14 protein-coding genes are annotated in these 17,769 nt (G+C 42.5%); all 14 read left to right on the forward strand.

From position 1 onward, the window contains the following. Positions 1-876 (forward strand): RepB family plasmid replication initiator protein, encoded by an 876-nt coding sequence (locus L3068_RS23300; protein ID WP_000594611.1) that lies wholly within the window; start codon positions 1-3, stop codon positions 874-876. A 1,148-nt stretch (positions 877-2,024) separates the two neighbouring features. After that, positions 2,025-2,378: a hypothetical protein gene (locus tag L3068_RS23305; protein ID WP_000423602.1), complete on the forward strand. Its 354-nt coding sequence runs from the start codon at positions 2,025-2,027 to the stop codon at positions 2,376-2,378. Between the two features lie 17 nt (positions 2,379-2,395). Next, on the forward strand, positions 2,396-2,746 hold the full coding sequence (locus L3068_RS23310; RefSeq protein ID WP_001447770.1) for a type IV conjugative transfer system protein TraL: 351 nt from the start codon (positions 2,396-2,398) through the stop codon (positions 2,744-2,746). Between the two features lie 11 nt (positions 2,747-2,757). After that, the gene (locus tag L3068_RS23315) at positions 2,758-3,546 is read left to right on the forward strand and encodes a TraE/TraK family type IV conjugative transfer system protein (RefSeq protein WP_000783153.1); all 789 of its coding nucleotides are present in this window, start codon (positions 2,758-2,760) and stop codon (positions 3,544-3,546) included. Further along, entirely contained in the window at positions 3,546-4,817 is a 1,272-nt protein-coding gene (locus tag L3068_RS23320; protein WP_000592092.1) for a TraK domain-containing protein, read from the forward strand. Before L3068_RS23315 ends, L3068_RS23320 begins: the two co-directional genes overlap by 1 nt. A 1-nt stretch (position 4,818) precedes the next feature. Beyond that, positions 4,819-5,280 carry a plasmid transfer protein HtdO gene (gene htdO / locus L3068_RS23325; RefSeq protein ID WP_000521242.1) on the forward strand — a complete coding sequence of 154 codons (462 nt, stop codon included), beginning with the start codon at positions 4,819-4,821 and terminating at the stop codon, positions 5,278-5,280. Continuing rightward, positions 5,270-6,625, forward strand: coding sequence for an IncHI-type conjugal transfer protein TrhB (gene trhB / locus L3068_RS23330; protein ID WP_000351841.1), 1,356 nt, complete (start codon positions 5,270-5,272; stop codon positions 6,623-6,625). The genes htdO and trhB overlap by 11 nt, the downstream gene beginning before the upstream one ends. Positions 6,626-6,632: 7 nt before the next feature. Further along, positions 6,633-7,115: a hypothetical protein gene (locus tag L3068_RS23335; protein ID WP_000377632.1), complete on the forward strand. Its 483-nt coding sequence runs from the start codon at positions 6,633-6,635 to the stop codon at positions 7,113-7,115. A gap of 118 nt (positions 7,116-7,233) precedes the next feature. After that, the gene (gene htdT / locus L3068_RS23340) at positions 7,234-7,986 is read left to right on the forward strand and encodes a protein-disulfide isomerase HtdT (RefSeq protein ID WP_182911723.1); all 753 of its coding nucleotides are present in this window, start codon (positions 7,234-7,236) and stop codon (positions 7,984-7,986) included. 9 nt (positions 7,987-7,995) lie between these two features. Next, complete coding sequence (gene trhV / locus L3068_RS23345) at positions 7,996-8,946, forward strand: IncHI-type conjugal transfer lipoprotein TrhV (RefSeq protein WP_001022588.1); 951 nt, start codon at positions 7,996-7,998, stop codon at positions 8,944-8,946. Between the two features lie 8 nt (positions 8,947-8,954). Next, on the forward strand, positions 8,955-11,636 hold the full coding sequence (locus tag L3068_RS23350; protein WP_000387412.1) for a TraC family protein: 2,682 nt from the start codon (positions 8,955-8,957) through the stop codon (positions 11,634-11,636). A gap of 2,548 nt (positions 11,637-14,184) precedes the next feature. Beyond that, positions 14,185-14,346 (forward strand): hypothetical protein, encoded by a 162-nt coding sequence (locus L3068_RS23355; RefSeq protein WP_001371949.1) that lies wholly within the window; start codon positions 14,185-14,187, stop codon positions 14,344-14,346. A 1,128-nt stretch (positions 14,347-15,474) separates the two neighbouring features. Continuing rightward, entirely contained in the window at positions 15,475-16,728 is a 1,254-nt protein-coding gene (locus L3068_RS23360; RefSeq protein WP_001050364.1) for a ParA family protein, read from the forward strand. Then, the gene (locus L3068_RS23365) at positions 16,725-17,729 is read left to right on the forward strand and encodes a ParB family protein (protein ID WP_001278838.1); all 1,005 of its coding nucleotides are present in this window, start codon (positions 16,725-16,727) and stop codon (positions 17,727-17,729) included. Before L3068_RS23360 ends, L3068_RS23365 begins: the two co-directional genes overlap by 4 nt. The last annotated feature ends 40 nt before the right edge of the window (positions 17,730-17,769 follow it).

Genomic DNA, 17,769 nt, shown 5'->3' on the forward strand with positions numbered 1-17,769 from the left:
ATGATTAAAAACAACGAGTTAATCCATCCTTTTGACGTAACCAGTAATGAATCAGGTAAGACTTATCAACTGACGCCTAACTCGTCCAAGTCGGTTCAGCCCGTGGCCCTGCTGAGATTGAGTGTATTTACCCCTGTCGGCACAAAAGAAAACCGCGACCGAAACTTTGAAGTTGATGCCTCTGATGAGCTTTCGTGTATGGAAATTGCAAGATCGGAGGGTTATGACGACATCAAGATAACTGGTGTCAAACTATCTATGTCTACCGACTTTAAGTGCTGGCTCGGGATCATCATGGCTTTCAGTAAATATGGTTTTACTTCCGAGAAGATTAGCCTGACTTTTAACGAGTTTGCGAAGATGTGTGGTATCAGTTCAACAAACATCAACAAACGAACTCGTGCGCGCTTTAAAGAGTCATTAATGAACCTTGCATCGGTAGTGCTTGCCTTCTCAGACTCTCGTAGTGGTCGGTTCACAGTAACGCATCTGGTGCAGAAGGCTATGATTGATCCAAAAAGCGATACTGTTGAGCTGGTTGGGGATCCTTCTATGTGGGAACTGTATCGTTACGACCATAAGACATTGTTAAGCCTTCAGGTTCTATACATTTTGGCTAAAAAAGAAGCTGCGCAATCTCTCTATATTTATTTTGAAGCAATGCCAGCTGGTACGTTGTTCGTTAATATGAAACGGTTGAGGGAAAGGTTGCTTCTTACAACCCCTATTCGTACGCAAAACCAGATAATTCGTAAAGCAATGCGGGAACTTGAATCTATCGGATATCTCGATTATCAAGAAGTTAAGAAAGGTCGCGACATACAATTTCAGATCTTCAAAAGAAGCCCTAAGCTGGCCCTTGCCAAACAAGGTTGAAAGCTATCTGGTATGCACTGGTTATAACCTGCTGAAAAATAAGTTATTTATCAGTGCTATGCTTAGTGCTTCTTTTACTACTGGTCTTACATCTCGGCTTAATGTGCAAAAAAGTAACTTTTCAAACGAACTCCTGACTATTCATCTGTATGCCTTTCTGACTCAAGCGTACATGCTAGCCCATTCATTAAATGCCGTTGAGCAAGATGGTTTCGTGCGCACTCTATTCACGTGAATGCCTTTTGTGGATTACGCCTCTTACATTCATACAAATGCTTTTGATGTCGGTATCCCAAAAATTCATTCATTGAAATGCTTTTGTTTGCCACTGTATCCCGAGCATAGCTATGCAGTGGTATAAAAAGGCATTTTGGTGAATGGCATTAGGTCGAATGACACACAGTTCAGCTTTGTTAAGAGCGAGAATGGTCCAAGACATCTATGACATTGGGCATCAGAAGGACTATGTGCTTGATATGAGATCAAAAAAATATCAGAAGCATCACAACTCCAATGGCATTCAAAGAAATGCCTTTGTTTTGTTAGTACACCAAACAACCCAAAATTCATGCAGTTATATCAAAGACTCATTCGCAAAAGGACTCAGCCAGAAAGCATTTGCTTAAATAGCATTGGCCAAAAGCATTCGAATGAATGATGTTCGTATGGACAAGACAAAGTCCCACTCACGCCCAGAGGTGTAAAAGGCATTTAGATGAATGACGCACCGGCCCGAGGATTGTATGTAGTTTCTCCAACTGATAGTTGCCGAACCAGGGAGCACAGTGATATGCGGCCTTCTCAGAATCAAGAGATAGATAATAAGGGAACAAAAAAGATTAGATATGAAGCTTAGTTACCTGCCCGATATCTAGTTAGAGCTTTTCAAACCATCAAAAGTGACTTTTATGCTTGAGGAGTCTCATCAGCTTCAGGATTGAGCTTAACGTAATCTTACCCCCTCCCCTCTTTCAAACTTTTACTAAGCGTTCACTGGTACCTTTCAAAGATTATGCTTTAGGCCCTTTGCTTAAAAATTCACCAATCGCTAAACGTTAAAAAAAGGGGGTTTATGCGAACGGAAGGATCGGAATAAAAAAGTATTATTCATTCGCGTTTACGTGAACTCAAATCTACACGGAGTAATTATGGAACTTTCTTTAAATATTGGCCTTAGTGAAAAGAAATCTAACACGGCTGCACTTTTTAAAACAAAAAGCGCAAAAGTGATTTTGTTTGTTCTGCTGACCGTGCTTTTTTGCGGTCTGGCATATGCGGGTTCAGATGATGGGGCACTGGGAGATATTTGGTCATACATGAGTGAAAGTATGACTGGAGCTCCGGGCAAAATTCTGGCAGCCGCGATGTTGATCTCAAGCGTATATTTCTCTGTCCTTAAGCCTAACCCGGGCCTGGCACTGGTTTCATTATTCATGATGCTGGTAATGGCCAACGGCGAGAAAATTATCAGCACCTTTATGGATGCTGGCGTACCGCTGTAATTTATTGTTAATCATGCATGAGGGGGTTCATCCCCCTCTCTGGATTTTTAATGAGTAAGCAGAACGACGTTCCTCAGCATACCTATAGATTCCCTTTCAGGATCAACATGCCTCTACTGATTTTGTTTTGGGATGCCAAAAAATTAGGGCTTGCATTCATTCTGGTTGCATTTGGGAATATCTTCGAATGCTTCGGGTTTTCTGTTGTAGCAGCGGTTGTGTATTGGATTGCGTATAACAAAGCAGCTGAGTCAGGAATAAGAGGATTGCTAAAACACAAACTCTGGTGGCTCGGTTTTTTGCCAGGTAAAGCAGTTTTTAGTAGCCGTTATTTCAACGATCCATTTATCAGAGATTTGTATTCTTGATGGAGCTATGAATGAAAATGCTAAGTGGCATTAACATCCCTTTTTTCAAAAAATCTAAAAAGGATGAAAACGGTGATCTTGAACAGTCATACGTAAAGAAAGATGAAAGTGCTAAGGGACGTTTTTTGGACATTAAAAAACGATTTAGCCCACAAGCTGAAGCGTCAGGTGCTGGAATTACATACAGCGCCCTGATTAATCGTGATACAAAACTTATCCGCATTAATACTGTTTCAATAGCCGTCATTGGGTTATTGGTTGCAAAGATTCTTTTTTTCACTGACCCAGTGACGATTGTTACCCCTCCAAACATGAATGAAGAGATCACGGTTGTTGGTAACAAAGCATCGGAATCTTATAAAACACAATGGGCTCTCTTTTTTAGTACCCTTTTAGGGAATATTAATCCAACTAATATTTCCTTTGTGACGGCCTATGTCCTCGATGCCCTTTCACCTGAACTACAGGCTAAAACGAGTGAGTCTTTACAGGAGCAGATAAATATCATGCAGGCTCGTGGTGTTGAGCAGACCTTTAAGCCTAATGATATTTACTTTGATCCAAAAAATGACATGGTCTATGTCTGGGGTACCAAAACGACTCGACTTGTAAATGTTCCGGACAAAACTGAATCATCGAAATGGACTTATGAATGGGTTCTCGGGATGAAAAATGGTCGCCCAAGAATTGCATATGTAAATCAATATTCCGGAACACCGAATATTAAAAAAATTACGATAAACGGCAAAGAGCAACTGGCAACGCTGGATAATCCGCCACCGTCTACAGGTAACAAGTGATGATTAAAAAAAAGGGCTTAGGCTTCAACGCAATTACAGCATTGATCATGCTCACGACTTCGAACTGCGTAATCGCTGAAGAATACCAATTGCCAGCAACAATTAATAACCCGGTTGTAATGCCAGTTGGTGCTGACGGATTTCAGAATGGAGCTGCAAAAGCCATTATTCCGGGTCAAGCTGGTTCTGAACAGTCAGGTGCACAAACAAACCTTAGTGAAGCCGGTAATGCGCAGGGACAAAAACCTACAACTGATCTCCCTACCGTGCAACTTTCCCCAGCCAGCAATGCTTCGCCTGCGGTAAGCGCTATTACTGGAGCATTATCAAATAATCCTAGTCTCCCCGGATTTGACGCACAGACCCGATCTGGTGCAATTGATAGCTATGGGAGACCAACAGGTACCTCTTCCCAGCAGAATGCAACCAATGCGACCGCCACGTCAAAAGCCGATGAACTTTATGTCGAAGCTCGTAACCGATATAAAGAAGTTCAGCGTGTAAATGTGCCGCCTGGTGGGAATGTGGTACTGCCAGTTTCACGAGGACTTCAAAACAGAATATCGACCAGCTTCAAGAATGCTTCTGTCAGTACTTCTACCCCTGCTGAAGAGGCAAGCATATTTGTTAATGGTGGCGATGTCTTTATTTCAACTAATACCGATAAACCAATCGGGATTATGTTGTCTGAAGATCAGGTACCTGAATCGACCTATAACCTGACCCTGGTACCGCTTGATGTTCCCGGTGCGATGATTTCAGTTACTACATCTTTAAGCCCATCTATGCAAGCCAAACGTGAAACCTCATTGGATAAGCAAAACTATGAGGAAATGTTGGCCCGCTCCCAGTCAGAAGAACTGGCTCCAACGGATCCAAAACAAGACGATCATAAACAAAGAATCATTGATTTATTGACTCCTGTGGCTCTTGGTGAGGTCCCTTCAGGATTCAGTTTACAACAGGACCGACTTTCTCGTATTCCTGCGCCAGAGCAGTCACCATGTAACTTTAATATGTATGCAAAGCTCGGTCAGAGACTGGTTGGCTCACGTGAACTTATTGATGTAATTCTTGTGAAAAACGATAAACCATACGGTCAAATCGTTGCTGATCAGCAGTGTATGGCAGAAGGCGTTATTGCAAGTGCTTTATTTGATAAAGCATACCTGCAACCGGGAGAAGAAACAGAGCTTTACATAGTCCGGGATAAATTGTTCAAGGAACGCGAGGCCCGGGTTACAACCAGACCAAGTCTAATCAGAAAATAATATGGGAAAAGTTACTTTGCCTGCTCTGCTTGGGGCCACCGTGATTGGTTTTGTCGTATTTGCTTTAACCAGCTTTTACTACAGGTCAGAATATATACCAAAAAGGAGTGTATTAATCGTTCCGGACGCACCCATTAGTATCGAAGATGGCAGTAACGCTTTTCCCGTTCAGACAGTAATAATGAACGATCCAACTCTTATTGATAAATTTGTAGGAGAGGGCAATATTAATGAGGAGAATGCTTTTGACTATCACAAAAGTAACGTTTTGGAACCTAATTACAAACATGAAATATCTAGAACGAGCCAGATAGATAAAGCTGAAATGAATCATCCATCTGTTCGTGAAAACTGGGCCAGAGCAGGTGAACCCTATATCGTTCCTCAGATGTCTGACAGCGAACGAAATCTAAAAATTAAACGATTCCAGAAACCTACAAGTGGAGCTAATCATGGACATTAAAAAGGCCTGGGAAAATAAGACCGTCAGACTTTCTGTTATTGGCGCTCTGCTGGTAGTGATTGTTTATATTATTAGCCAGTCTATTTTTTCCACACCAGTTAAGAAAGAAAAGAAAACACAGAAAAAAGACATGCAGACCAATTTGTTGTTAGATGATTCGCAAATGAACAAATTGAGTAATGAAGAAAGCCAGAAAGTATATAAAGAAATGGTTAAGCAAAACCGACTTGACCAAAATGCGGCGAAAGAGGACCGCGAAAAAGCAGAAAAAGCCCAACAGGAAACTAAAGCCCAAGTTGCAAGTTTAACTTCTCAACTTCAGCAGCTGTCTCAGCAAATTAATGATATGCAGACAAATCGAAACGGCAATCGTAACTTGGATGCTGGTAGTTCGCGTAAAACGATTAATGAGCAGGCACCGGCAGCTCCTTATCAGCTTAATGCTAATGCGCCGATTAATGGCGTAAACCCTAATTACGCTTCTATCACACCTACGCGTAATAGCCCAATGAGAACAATCACACAAAGTTCCATTAAGACTAATGGTACCGATGGTGTCATTCAGGTTATGCCCGTGTCTGAAAACAGAATCAAGGAAGGCAGAGAGGTCATTGCAGGAGATAAAGCGCCAACTCGGACTGTACGAGGTGATGGTACTGCGCCAGTTGATAGCAAAGCGCGGCATGCTGCCCGAAAAGATGAAATGTTTCTTCCGGCAACATCTATTATCACTGGTGTTCTGATTACCGGGCTTGAAGCGCCTACAAGCCTTTCTTCCAAATCAGAACCAATGCCAGTAACGATGCGTATTAAAAAAGATGTCATCATGCCCAATAATTTCACCATGGATTTGCGTGACTGTAACCTTCTGGGTTCAGCTGTTGGTGATCTGGCGTCACAGCGTGCTTACATACGTGCCACTTCTATCTCTTGTGTTAATTCAAAAGGGAAAGCTTTTGACGTAAAACTGGAAGCATATGCTGTAAGTGAAAATGACGGAAAAAATGGGATCCGAGGCACGCTTATCAGCCGAAATGGTAACGCAATTGCAGGAGCTGCATTTGCCGGTGGACTTTCTTCACTTGCCGGTAGCTTAAGTCCCAGTAAGGTATCTTCACTTAACATCGACCCTAATTCACAGGCTCAGTATCAGTCCCCTAATTTTGGTGCACTTGGGGCATTAGCCGGGGCTGGTGCAGCTCAAGGTGGTCTTAATCGACTCGTCGATTACTACACCGCAATTGCAGAACAACAGTGGCCAATCGTAGAAATTAGCCCTGGCCGAGCTATTACATTTGTCGTTCAGACCGGAACTACAATTCCAACGAATCTGACCAGTCGCTGAGGTTTAAATGGATAGTTTAGAAAAAAAAGAATCGCCTGAATCAGCTGGACCTGAAATCACTAAAAAAATGGTGCGAGAAAGGACAACAAAAAAAATTACCTTCGAAATTGATATTGAAAAAATATTGAAGTATTTATTTTTCTTCGCCTTTGCCGTATTGGTCATTATTTATGGTTATAAAGGCTTTATGAATGTTTACGATTACTTCAATAAACAATCCCAGCCTTCGTACAAGATTGCAGTGCTTGACATGCCTGAATTACGTAAGGAATTTTTCAAGCATCACGGAGGCCGTACTGCTGACAATGATAGATCTCAATTCGAAGAATATTTCAGAACATTAATGAAGATCTACCGTGACCGTGGCTATTTAATTATTGATGCAACGCTTGCCGTTACTGTACCGGATAGTGTTGAAATCGTCACTTATATGGAACTTGAAGATAGCTCTGAAGCGGTACAATCAAGTTCTTATAATGCAAAGAAGTAGAGGGCACCCAATAGTGAAAAAGTTACTTTTCCCTTTAATGGCGGCTTTCGCCATTATGGCGAATACGGTCACTTATGCTTCAGAGCAGGTCCTAACTAATAGTGATGCTGCTGCGTTAATGGCAAAGGCAAAGGAAGGTGGCGTTTCACCCAGTCAGATCTCGGGTGTGTTATCAAAAATGAAAGGATATAAACCTAAGGATGCCATATACATTCCTTCTGGTGGGCTATACCTCTTTCAGGACGAACGTTCGCAGCTAATGGCAGTAACGACCGATGGCCGATACTCCCTTACTGGGGGAAGCCTTGTTGATGTAATTAAACGTAAACCTGTTCTGACTGTAGAAGAAATCAGGAATTCCTATTTTATTAGTCTTGATGAGGCCCCCTTCCCTCTGGAAACTGTAGCGTCCATTCCTCTGGGAAATTCAAAGCTTAAAAGACAAGCAGCCATTTTCATAACACTTGATTGTGACGGTTGCATGGAACTTGTTAAGAAATTCTATGCAGATCGGGACAAGTATCGGATAGATATTGTTTTAGTTCCCTCACCCGGTGAGCCAAAAGAAGAGCTTAGAAGGCTCTGGTGTAGTAAAGAAAAAGGAAAAATAAACAACCTCGATATTCTTCGTTGGCTAATGGGAAGCAAATCCGACATTGAAAAAAGATTGCTCTCTCAAAAAGAAGCAGAAGAATGTCCGGCGGAACCTTTGGTAGCGTCATTGATGCTCGCAGGAATTTATAAATTGCAGGGTGTACCTTCAGTTGTCAGACAGGATGGTTTGGCTGGTAATGGCATTCCAAAAGATTTCGACTACTGGTTGAACCAAAGCGTTGAACCTCTCTTAAAAAATCCATTTGAGACAAATTAAGGCTAGTTTATGAACATCAAAAGATTGGTACTCAGTGCTCTGGTTGTAGGTACATCCTCATATCTTACGGGGTGCTCCATCGGTAGTTCCGAATCCGAATGTCCAGGCATTGAAAAGGGCGTTATCTGTAAAGGTCCTCGCGAAGTTATGGAGTTAACTAATAATCGAGATGATCTGTCTGCACTGGCGGGGGAAGAGTCGGAATCGGGAAAGGAGAAATCGGCTGTCAATGACAGCCGTTATCCAACTGAAATTAGCCCTCCAGGGGAAGTCAAATATCCACAGTCTACTACCCTTAAAAATCAGCCTGTGGCTTATTCAAAAACCGAAATTAAGCCAGTTGGTCAGTTACCTGTCATGTACGATAAAACTTTAAAAATGGGTGCCCCTACTTCATCCATTGGACCACGGCCTATTTCTGGTGTACCGGTTAATTCAAACGTAAGGATGACTAGCAGTTATAGCACTGCCTCTTCAACTGGTAACCCTTTCGTTCATCCGGCTGCGGAAGTCGTTAAACAAACAAGCTATCCGGTTTCTGCTGGAAATGCCCCACGCTACGTTGCACCTAATTCTGATATCAGCCCTGGTAAGGATATGTACTCTCTTTACAATGGCCAGCCCGTTAACCCGACTCTCAACCCTGGGCAGATCCAGCAATACCGTTCGCAAGGTTATAAACAAGCTGTAGTGGCTCCTGAACCACTTGCTGTTCTGCAACAGGGGAAAGTAATGAGAATTACTTTTGCACCTTATACCGATGATAACGATGCGCTTAATCTTCCCGGCTACGTTTATGTCAACGTAAAACCGCAAACATGGATTGCTGGCAAGAATTCGACCTCAAACCCAGCTCGCATAGTTCCTTTAGAAGTACAGGATGCGGCCCGGGAAAATATGCAGCAGCAACAAAAAGCAACTAAAGCTGTCTCTTCGAACGGCATTGTTAGACAACTGTAAGGTCAAATATGGAAGCTATCAATAATTACAATAGCGGTTTAAATCGCCATCAATTAGGTGGGTTTATCCCTGTTTACGATCAATTAGCAGGGACTCACTATTTTTTGATTGATGGCAACAGATTAGGGTTTATGTTTATCTGTAATCCATCCCCTGGAGTTTTTGATAATCAGCAAGATGTTCTTGCTGAAATGTTCAAAATGGATTTCCCTACAGATACTGTCTGTCAAATATCTCTGACTGCATTGCCAGACCTGACTTTACAGCTTAGTGCTTGGTCAGCTGTGCGAGGTGGGCGTATGACTGGGAACGATAAGCTTAAAGCAGATCTGCTTAATGGTTATCAGTTGGACTACTACGACAGAAGTATGCATAAGCCTTTAAAACCTGATCATGATAACCTTATGTTGAGGGATTTTCAGGTATGGATCTCGCTATCGATTCCTTTACAGTCTGCCCTTCCTACCGAGCTGGAACATTCGCGTATCGATTCACTTTACTCTGAACTTGTAAGTAAGTTAATTACGATTGGATTGCATCCGTTTAAGGTCGATGCAGAAAACTGGCTCTATTGTATAGATAAGGTCGTAAACCCCGGAAAGAACTCCCGGTGGGCTGAAGGTTTCATAGACGTTAACACTATGAAAAGGCTTAATGAACAAGTTAACGTTCCCGGCCGTAAGTATACAGTCACAGAAAATCATTTCTCATCAGTCACACAAAGTGACGACGAATCTGAGCATCGTTACTTCAAACAACTTTCCGTTGTAAAGTTTCCTGAATACGTCAATTTCGGTTGTATGTATGAGTTAGTAGTTAACTGGATGCATGGACGTAAGACAATTTTCAGCCCATTTATGATCACTCAGACTGTTCAGTTTGCCGATCCGCTCAAGTTGTCAAAAGAAAACGTCCGCTACAAAGCAATCACTAATAAACAGGCAAGTATACCTTCAGTTGTCACATTCTGCCCTCGCCTGCGGGATATGGATAATGACTACATGGCCGTAACTCGCGAGCTTGAGGATGGCGCAAAGCTTTTAAGAGGGTATCTTACTTTCACTGTTATGGGTAGTAATGCCAATTCTGTGCAGACAGCAGCTAACGATCTCAAATCCTTTTACCTCGAAAGCCGGGTCAAAGTAGCAGATGATTCCTTTATCGTTTTCCCGTCATTTATGTCATGTCTGCCAATGTGCAATGACCCAAAGACAATTTTCGACCTTGACCGTTCCGAAGTAGTGAGCAACACCGGAGCGGCTCATATGACACCGATCTTTGGGCCCTGGAAAGGTAATACAGATAGACCAGTACTGAGTTTAGTTTCTCGTGAAGGTCAACTCATGGGACTTGATATTTTCAAGACTTCTGCAAGCTATAACATGGTTATTGGTGCAACGTCAGGTGCAGGGAAGTCATTCTGGACAGCATATCTAATCAATAACTATCTTGGAGCTGGACCGCGATCTAATAACCTCGTTCATTATCGCTCAACATTTAAGCATTTTTTAGAAAACGAATACCCAGATGATGATCCTGACGGTGCTCAAGTATTTGTTGTGGACGTGGGCCGTTCTTACCAGGGGATTGCGGAACAATATACAAACAGTCAATTTATTGATTTCGGTAAAACCCCTGACTTCACCCTAAATCCCTTTGCCTTCCTAACTGACATCACTGTTAACGACGATGTATTTAACGAAGCACCTGAATTTACCGGTGAATCAACTTCAAACGATGCAGAAAAAGACAAAGTTGCTCAGACCATAATGGTTTTGAATCAGCTAAAAATTATGGCTTCAGAGAAAGGCCTTATCGATGATTATCAACAATCAGTGATGCTTCAGCTTATTGCAGAAGAGTACCAAGAATCCAGAAAATCAGGTCGGACCGGTTCAATAACCGGCTTTGCTCTGCGTTGCAAGAAGCATGAAGACAAACGTATAAAGGATATTGGGGAGCAACTCGGAGCATGGTGCGAAGGTGGAATTTATGGGCACCGGTTTACCGATACGTTGCCTCCAATCAACTTCGACAGCAGATTTATTGTTTTGGAACTGGAGGAGCTAAAAGGCACCCCCCACCTTCAGACAGTTGTATTAATGTCTATCATTCAGGCTGCTCAGCATGCAATGTTCATCAAAAAAGATGGGCGTCGTCGCTTGTTCATCCTTGATGAAGCATGGGAGTACATTCGTCCTGATAATTCATCAGGTGCCGGAAATCAATCAAACCAATTCTTCTCTTCCTTCCTCGAAGCGGCATGGCGTAGGTTCAGGAAAACAAACTGCGCTGGCATCTGTATCACACAGTCGTTTGAAGATTATTTTACTTCTTCTGTTGGCCGGGCCCTGACTGCTAACTCGCCTTGGAAGATAATCATGAAACAAGAAAAAGAAAGCATTGAAGCAATGAAGGCTAATAAATATTTTTCTACTTCAGATGCAGAATATGAACGTATGAAAAATATTCGTACAGTCAAAAAGGTGTTTTCAGAGATGTTAGTCAGGTTCGAAAACTTCCAAGAGATCTGTCGGTTATACGTAGACCGGAAAATGGAGCTTTGTTTTACTACGGATAGTGCTGACAGGAGTAAATTATGGGAAATTCAAAGCCGCGAGAATTGTAGCTATGGCGAGGCAATAGAAATTCTCTATGCTCAAGAAGTAGCAGCGGGTTTGGCCGCGTAGAGTAAATATCTTCAAGCAAAAATAATTAAACCAGATGTCTCATAAGAATCTGGTTTTTTATTGTATGCCTTAAGTAAACAAATGAGGTTGTGACTTAATGAGTTCATCACTGTGCTGCAAATTTTGGTTTTATAATTAATGTGGTGTAAAAACAGTGACATAAATACAAATCGCAGTTAGGTTGTGTACGCATTAAGTAAACAAAATTTATAACTTCAATACTGACATTATAAGATGAAAATCACGTAAATTACATTTTTGTTTACCAAAGGTAATCAAAGTAGCGCGGCATTATTAGTGAAAACAGATCACTGGTGTCATTTTGCATACAAAACTTAATATCCTTTAATCATTCTTCTAAAAGTTTATTATTAACGGTTTGGTTTCTGAAAATTTATCCAATTTGCTCACCGAAGACTTTTAACTTATTTAACCCCCTTTATCGCCAAACTGTGATTTTCTAATGTTAGTCTACAGTTCTAGGGCCCTTGCTCCCATGATGCGAATCCTGCCACCTAATAAAGATTAACGCCTCATTCCTGTATGCCGGTCTTACGACGCCAGTGCACGGACTATTTTTGGTCATCACAAGGACAGGCGGGAGATTTAATCAGGGCGTGGTGTTGCTGAGCAGCAGCTGCGGCACTGTAAGCCGAAGGCGGAATTAACTCCTTTATCACCATCTGGGGACGTCATTATGGGTAGCCCTTTTAACTTACTCAGGACCATTAAGCTAAAATTCCGGATAGCGATTGACGTAAGATTTAGGCTAAGCAGGTAAAGTGATCCCCGCTCCCGGGGTGACAACTTTATACAAAAGGCCGAGCGGAAGATTGTCCTTAGGGAATATTTCTTTAACACAGCACGGGCACTTACTCACGCTGCCGGATTTAACCCCCTTAATCGCCAAACTGGGGTTCTGTCCTCATGCTGGCCTTCAGTTCTGGGCGGGGTTGCTATCACTTGCTCCCTAATGCGAGATGTACCTGCTGATACAGATTAACGTCATATTCCTGCGTGCCGGTCTGCCGACACCAGTGCACGGGCTTTTTTCGGTCATCACATTACCGGGCAGGAGATTTTATCAGGACGTGGTGTGACTGAGCAGCAGCTGGGGCACTGTCATCCGCTTGCAGATTTAACCCCCTTAATCGCCAAACTGGCGTTCAGTCCTGATAGTGTCCTTCCGTCCTGGGTAGGGTTGCTAACACTGGCTCCCTTAATACGAAATGCGCCTGCTGATAAAGATTAAAGTCACATCACTGCATACCGGTTTGCCGACTCCGGTGCATGGCCTTTTCCGATAATCACAAGGACGGACGGGTGATTATATCTGTGCATAGTATGTCTGAGCAGCATCAGAAGGCACTGTCAGCCACTGGCAGATTTAACCCCCTTAATCGCCAAACTGGCGTTCAGTCCTGATAGTGTCCTTCCGTCCTGGGCAGGGTTGCTAACACTTGCTCCCTTAATACGAAATGCGCCTGCTGATAAAGATTAAAGTCACATCACTGCATACCGGTCTGCCGACTCCGGTGCATGGCCTTTTCCGATAATCACAAGGACGGACGGGTGATTATATCTGTGCATAGTATGTCTGAGCAGCATCAGAAGGCACTGTCAGCCGCTGGCAGATTTAACCCCCTTAATCGCCAAACTGGGATCAGTCCTGATAGTGTCCTTCCGTCCTGGAGAGGGTTGCTAACACTTGTTCCCATGATACGAAATGCGCCAGCTGATACAGATTAACGTCTCATTGCCCATGCCGGTCTGCCGACACCGGTGCATGGCCTTTTCCGATATTCGCAAGCACAGATGCTTGATTTTTTCAGGGTGTAATATACCTGAGCAGCATCTGAAGGCACTTTCAGTCGCTGTCAGATTTAACACCCTTAATCGCCAATCTGGGATTTTATGATGTTAACCTCCAGTTCAAGACCCTTGCTCCCATGATGCGAACCTTGCCACCTGATAAAGATTTACGCCTCATTCCTGTATGCAGGTCTTACGACTCTAGTGCACGGACAATTTTCGGTCATAACAAGACCTGGCGGAAGATTTAATCAGGCGTGGTGTGACTGAGCAGAAGCTGGGGCAATGTCAGCCGCTGGCAGAAAAAAACCTTATTCGCCATCTCAAACCGTCATTATGGGTAGTCCTTTTAACTTTCTCAGGACCATTAAGCTTAAACTCCGTTTAGAGAATGACGTAAGATTTAGGCTAAGCAGGTTAAGTGATCCCTCTCCCGGGTTGAACACTATATTCATCGTACGAGCGGAAGATTGTCCTTCGGGAAATATTTCTTAAACACCGCTCGGGATCTTATTGCCACTGGCGGATTTAACCCCCTTAATCGCCATACTGGGGTTCTGTCCTGATGCTGGCCTTCAGTTCTGGGCTTGGGTTGCTATCGCTTGCTCCCATAATGCGAAATGTGCCTCCTGATACAGATTAACGTCATATTCCTGCGTGCCGGTCTGCCGACACCAGTGCACGGGCTTTTTTCGGTCATCACATTTCCGGGCAGGAGATTCTATCAGGGCGTGGTGTGACTGAGCAGCAACTGGGGCACTGTCAGCAGCTTGCAGATTTAACACCCTTAATCGCCAAACTGGGATTCTGTTCTGATGTTGACCTTCCGTTCTGGGCGGGCTTTGGTTTACTAACACTTACTTCCATAATACGAAATGTGCTTGATGATGCAGATTAAATTCACATTACTGCATACCGGTCTGCCGACACCGGTGCATGGGCGATTTCCGACGATCTCAAGAACATATGGGAGATTATATCAGGGAGAGTAGTATGCCTGAGCAGCATCTGAAGGCACTGTCAGCCGCTGTGAGATTTAACCCCCTTAATCGCCAAACTGGGGTTCTGTCCTCATGCTGGCCTTCAGTTCCGGGCTGGGTTGCTATCACTTGCTCACATAATGCGAAATGTACCTGCTGATACAGATTAACGTCATATTCCTATATGCCAGTCTGCCGACATCAGTGCTTGGGCTATTTTCGGTCAAAACAAGACCTGGCGAGAGATTTAATCAAGCGTGGTGTGACTGAGCAGCAGCTGGGGGCACTGTCATCCGCTTGCAAATTTAACCCCCTTAATCGCCAAACTTGGGTTCAGTCCTGATGTTGGCATTCCGTTCTGGGCGGCGTTGCTATCACTTGCTCCCATTATGCGAAAAGTGCCTGCTGATACAGATTAACGTCATATTCATGCATGCCGGTCTGCCGACACCAGTGCACGGGTTTTTTTCGGTCATTACAATACCGGGCAGGGGATTAAATCAGGGCGTGGTGTGACTGAGCAGCAGCTGGGACACTGTCAGCCGCTGGCAGATTTAACCCCCTTAATCTCCACACTGGGGTTGCCTCCTTAAGTTGGGTTTCATTTCGGGGTGAGGTTGCTAACTCTGCTCCCATAATTCGTAGTGTGCCTCCTCAAGAGATTAACACCTCATATCTTTAGACTGGACTGACGACAACGGTTCACAGTTAGGAAACGTATATCAGCACACCGGTGAGATAGATTTTAGGGTCTAAGCAAGAAATAGGGTAGGCGTGAAGATTCATTAATGGAGCTCTTAACTTCAAAGCGTAGAGAAGGAGACAAGAATCGTGGTTTAAACAGGTTGTGCATTAGGTATGGACTAGAGAGTCTGAGCTCACATCTGCAAGTTAAGCTCACAAAAAATCATAAAAAAGTAAACAAACATTAGCTTAAGATTGAAACTAAGGATAGAATTGTACGCATAACAAGGAAATGGACGCATTATACGTAAAGTTTACATATATGCGTAAAAGTCGGTTTTCAGTGCAAAAAGGTCATAACCATGAATTTACTTGAAAAGATCGCCCTCGTTGGTCAGCGCATGAAAAGCGAGCAGATTTCTCTAAAGGAATCTCTGATGGCTTCATCAAGAGTATCTGTTTCTGATGATAGTGTTGATGGTGTTGATAGACTGATCTATAACCACTGTTTGAATAAAAAAAATCTCTCTGATTTTTTTGGGAAGTCACGAGTAACGTTCAATAAAATACTTTCGGACTTAGAAGAAAAAGAACTTGTTGGTGCACCTATTTATCAAAACAAAAATCATCTTTACACCCGCTGGGATGTTCAAAAAATAATGGATGCCCTGGGTTATCCCAAGTACCGCGATCATTACTTTAGCAGAGCTATTGTTACTCAGAATCATAAAGGCGGTACAGGGAAAAGCACTACATCTGTAGCTTTAGCAGTAGCAGCTGCTTTAGATCTACAACTCAATGCACGTGTATTAATGATCGAATGGGACCCACAAGGTTCGATTGGAAGCAGCATGATTCAAAGTGTCTCAGAAGATGATGTCTTCCTTACAGCAATTGATGCAATCCTTGGAATTTATGAAGAAAATTCTGAGTATAAAAAATATTTAGATTCAGGATTCTCTGAAGAAGAAATCATCACTAATATGCCTTTTTCAACGCATCTGCCAAACTTGGACGTAATAACGGCTTTTCCGACAGATGCTCGTTTTAAAGATAAATACTGGCAATGTTCTAGAGAAGAACGTACGTCTTTGTTACTACGTTTCAAGGAAGTTATCTTACCGGTACTGAAGCAGAACTATGATTTGATTATTATAGACACTCCACCTGAAGATTCACCTTTGATCTGGGCTGCTGACGAAGCGGCCGATGGGATTCTTGTCGCAGTGTCACCACGTGAATATGATTACGCCTCTACTACAGACTTCATGCTTACAATAAGTGAAAGGTTTAAACAATCACCAAGTAAGGGCGACAATTTAAAATGGTTCAAAGTTCTTGCTGTCAATGTAGATGACAAAAGTCCATATGAAAGAATAGTTTTGGATAAATTAATCAGAACTGTTCAGGACCTTTTGATGTCCGCTAACATAAAAAATTCTGAAGCATTTAAGGCAGCTGCTTCCAAAGGGCGTACAGTGCTTGATATCAAAAAATCAGAGGAACTTTGTTCCGCAAAGCAGCTTGATGTCGCAGAAGAATCTGTATTACAGGTATATCAGCAATTTATAAATGAAATAAAAAGTTTTTCAGCTAAGCAAGGAGTTAACGCATGAGCGATGAGCAACATATCGGGAATGATAAATCTCGATATTTAAACGCACCAAAGCGGACAGAAGTCGGTCACCGTTCAGGTCTTGCGGGTTTGAAAACAGCACCTCGCATAAAAAAGTTATTCACTCTTCATAAGGGCCGGAGACTTGAAGCGGAACATGTGATTGTTCCAGCCCAGAGAGTGGAGAAGGAGACCTTAGTCCATCCAGCGAACCCACGAAATCAAGAAGCCCTTACAGATTATTCTGTTAGAGATATTCTTAAGCAGATTGAAGAAAGAGGGGTCGATACCGAAGGGATCGCTGTAAAAAGAGATGGGGTTTATTTATTAATAGAAGGAAGTCGCAGACGTTTCTGCTGTATAAAGGCAGAAAAGGATCTCCCCCTGTGGGTTCTTCCGGATGAACTAACCGAAGATGATATAAATTCAATTATATCCGCAGCACAAACATCTCGAAAATTTTCATATAGAGAAGTTGGGTTTCAATTTATCAAAAAAATGGAAGAAAAAGGATTTTCTACTAATGAAGAACTCGCAGCATATCTTGGGATTAGTCATGTATCGGTAGCCAAAAGAATCCAGGCGGCCCGTATTGACGAAACATTGATCTCTTTATTCCCGGATTATGAAGGAATCCCGAACTCCTATTATAGTCGCTTGTCTCGTTTACAGAAATATGTGCAAAAAAATCTATTTCCTTTAGATGAAGTAATAGATAATGTTAAAGAGGAAACAAAAGATTTAGACATTGGAGATCTCCAGGTTGCTCAAAAAGTTGTAATGGAAAAAATCACACAATCTGTGGAAAGTGTTTGTGAAAAAACTTATTCCACAAAATGGGAAACAAGTGATCTTATTACTTTTGATAACAAAGATAAGTATGCAAGAATCAGTAAAAACAATACTGGTAGAAAAATTCGCTTTGAATTCAATAGGATAAATGCGGGTTTTATTAAGGAACTAGAGGAGTTCATAAAAGAAAAATTAAAAGTATCAGAATAAATATTGAACTGCATCTTTATGATGCAGTTCATATGATTTA

It is taken from the genome of Enterobacter cloacae complex sp. ECL414 (assembly GCF_021869685.1).
Lineage (GTDB): Bacteria > Pseudomonadota > Gammaproteobacteria > Enterobacterales > Enterobacteriaceae > Enterobacter > Enterobacter kobei.

What these genes read in the sequence shown, in the direction of transcription:
- L3068_RS23335 (WP_000377632.1), top strand. Translation starts at nt 6,633, where the DNA reads ATGGATAGTTTAGAAAAAAAAGAATCGCCTGAATCAGCTGGACCTGAA.
- L3068_RS23305 (WP_000423602.1), top strand. Translation starts at nt 2,025, where the DNA reads ATGGAACTTTCTTTAAATATTGGCCTTAGTGAAAAGAAATCTAACACG.
- L3068_RS23300 (WP_000594611.1), top strand. Translation starts at nt 1, where the DNA reads ATGATTAAAAACAACGAGTTAATCCATCCTTTTGACGTAACCAGTAAT.
- trhV (WP_001022588.1), top strand. Translation starts at nt 7,996, where the DNA reads ATGAACATCAAAAGATTGGTACTCAGTGCTCTGGTTGTAGGTACATCC.
- L3068_RS23320 (WP_000592092.1), top strand. Translation starts at nt 3,546, where the DNA reads ATGATTAAAAAAAAGGGCTTAGGCTTCAACGCAATTACAGCATTGATC.
- L3068_RS23350 (WP_000387412.1), top strand. Translation starts at nt 8,955, where the DNA reads ATGGAAGCTATCAATAATTACAATAGCGGTTTAAATCGCCATCAATTA.
- htdO (WP_000521242.1), top strand. Translation starts at nt 4,819, where the DNA reads ATGGGAAAAGTTACTTTGCCTGCTCTGCTTGGGGCCACCGTGATTGGT.
- htdT (WP_182911723.1), top strand. Translation starts at nt 7,234, where the DNA reads ATGGCAAAGGCAAAGGAAGGTGGCGTTTCACCCAGTCAGATCTCGGGT.
- L3068_RS23315 (WP_000783153.1), top strand. Translation starts at nt 2,758, where the DNA reads ATGAAAATGCTAAGTGGCATTAACATCCCTTTTTTCAAAAAATCTAAA.
- trhB (WP_000351841.1), top strand. Translation starts at nt 5,270, where the DNA reads ATGGACATTAAAAAGGCCTGGGAAAATAAGACCGTCAGACTTTCTGTT.
- L3068_RS23365 (WP_001278838.1), top strand. Translation starts at nt 16,725, where the DNA reads ATGAGCGATGAGCAACATATCGGGAATGATAAATCTCGATATTTAAAC.
- L3068_RS23310 (WP_001447770.1), top strand. Translation starts at nt 2,396, where the DNA reads ATGAGGGGGTTCATCCCCCTCTCTGGATTTTTAATGAGTAAGCAGAAC.
- L3068_RS23360 (WP_001050364.1), top strand. Translation starts at nt 15,475, where the DNA reads ATGAATTTACTTGAAAAGATCGCCCTCGTTGGTCAGCGCATGAAAAGC.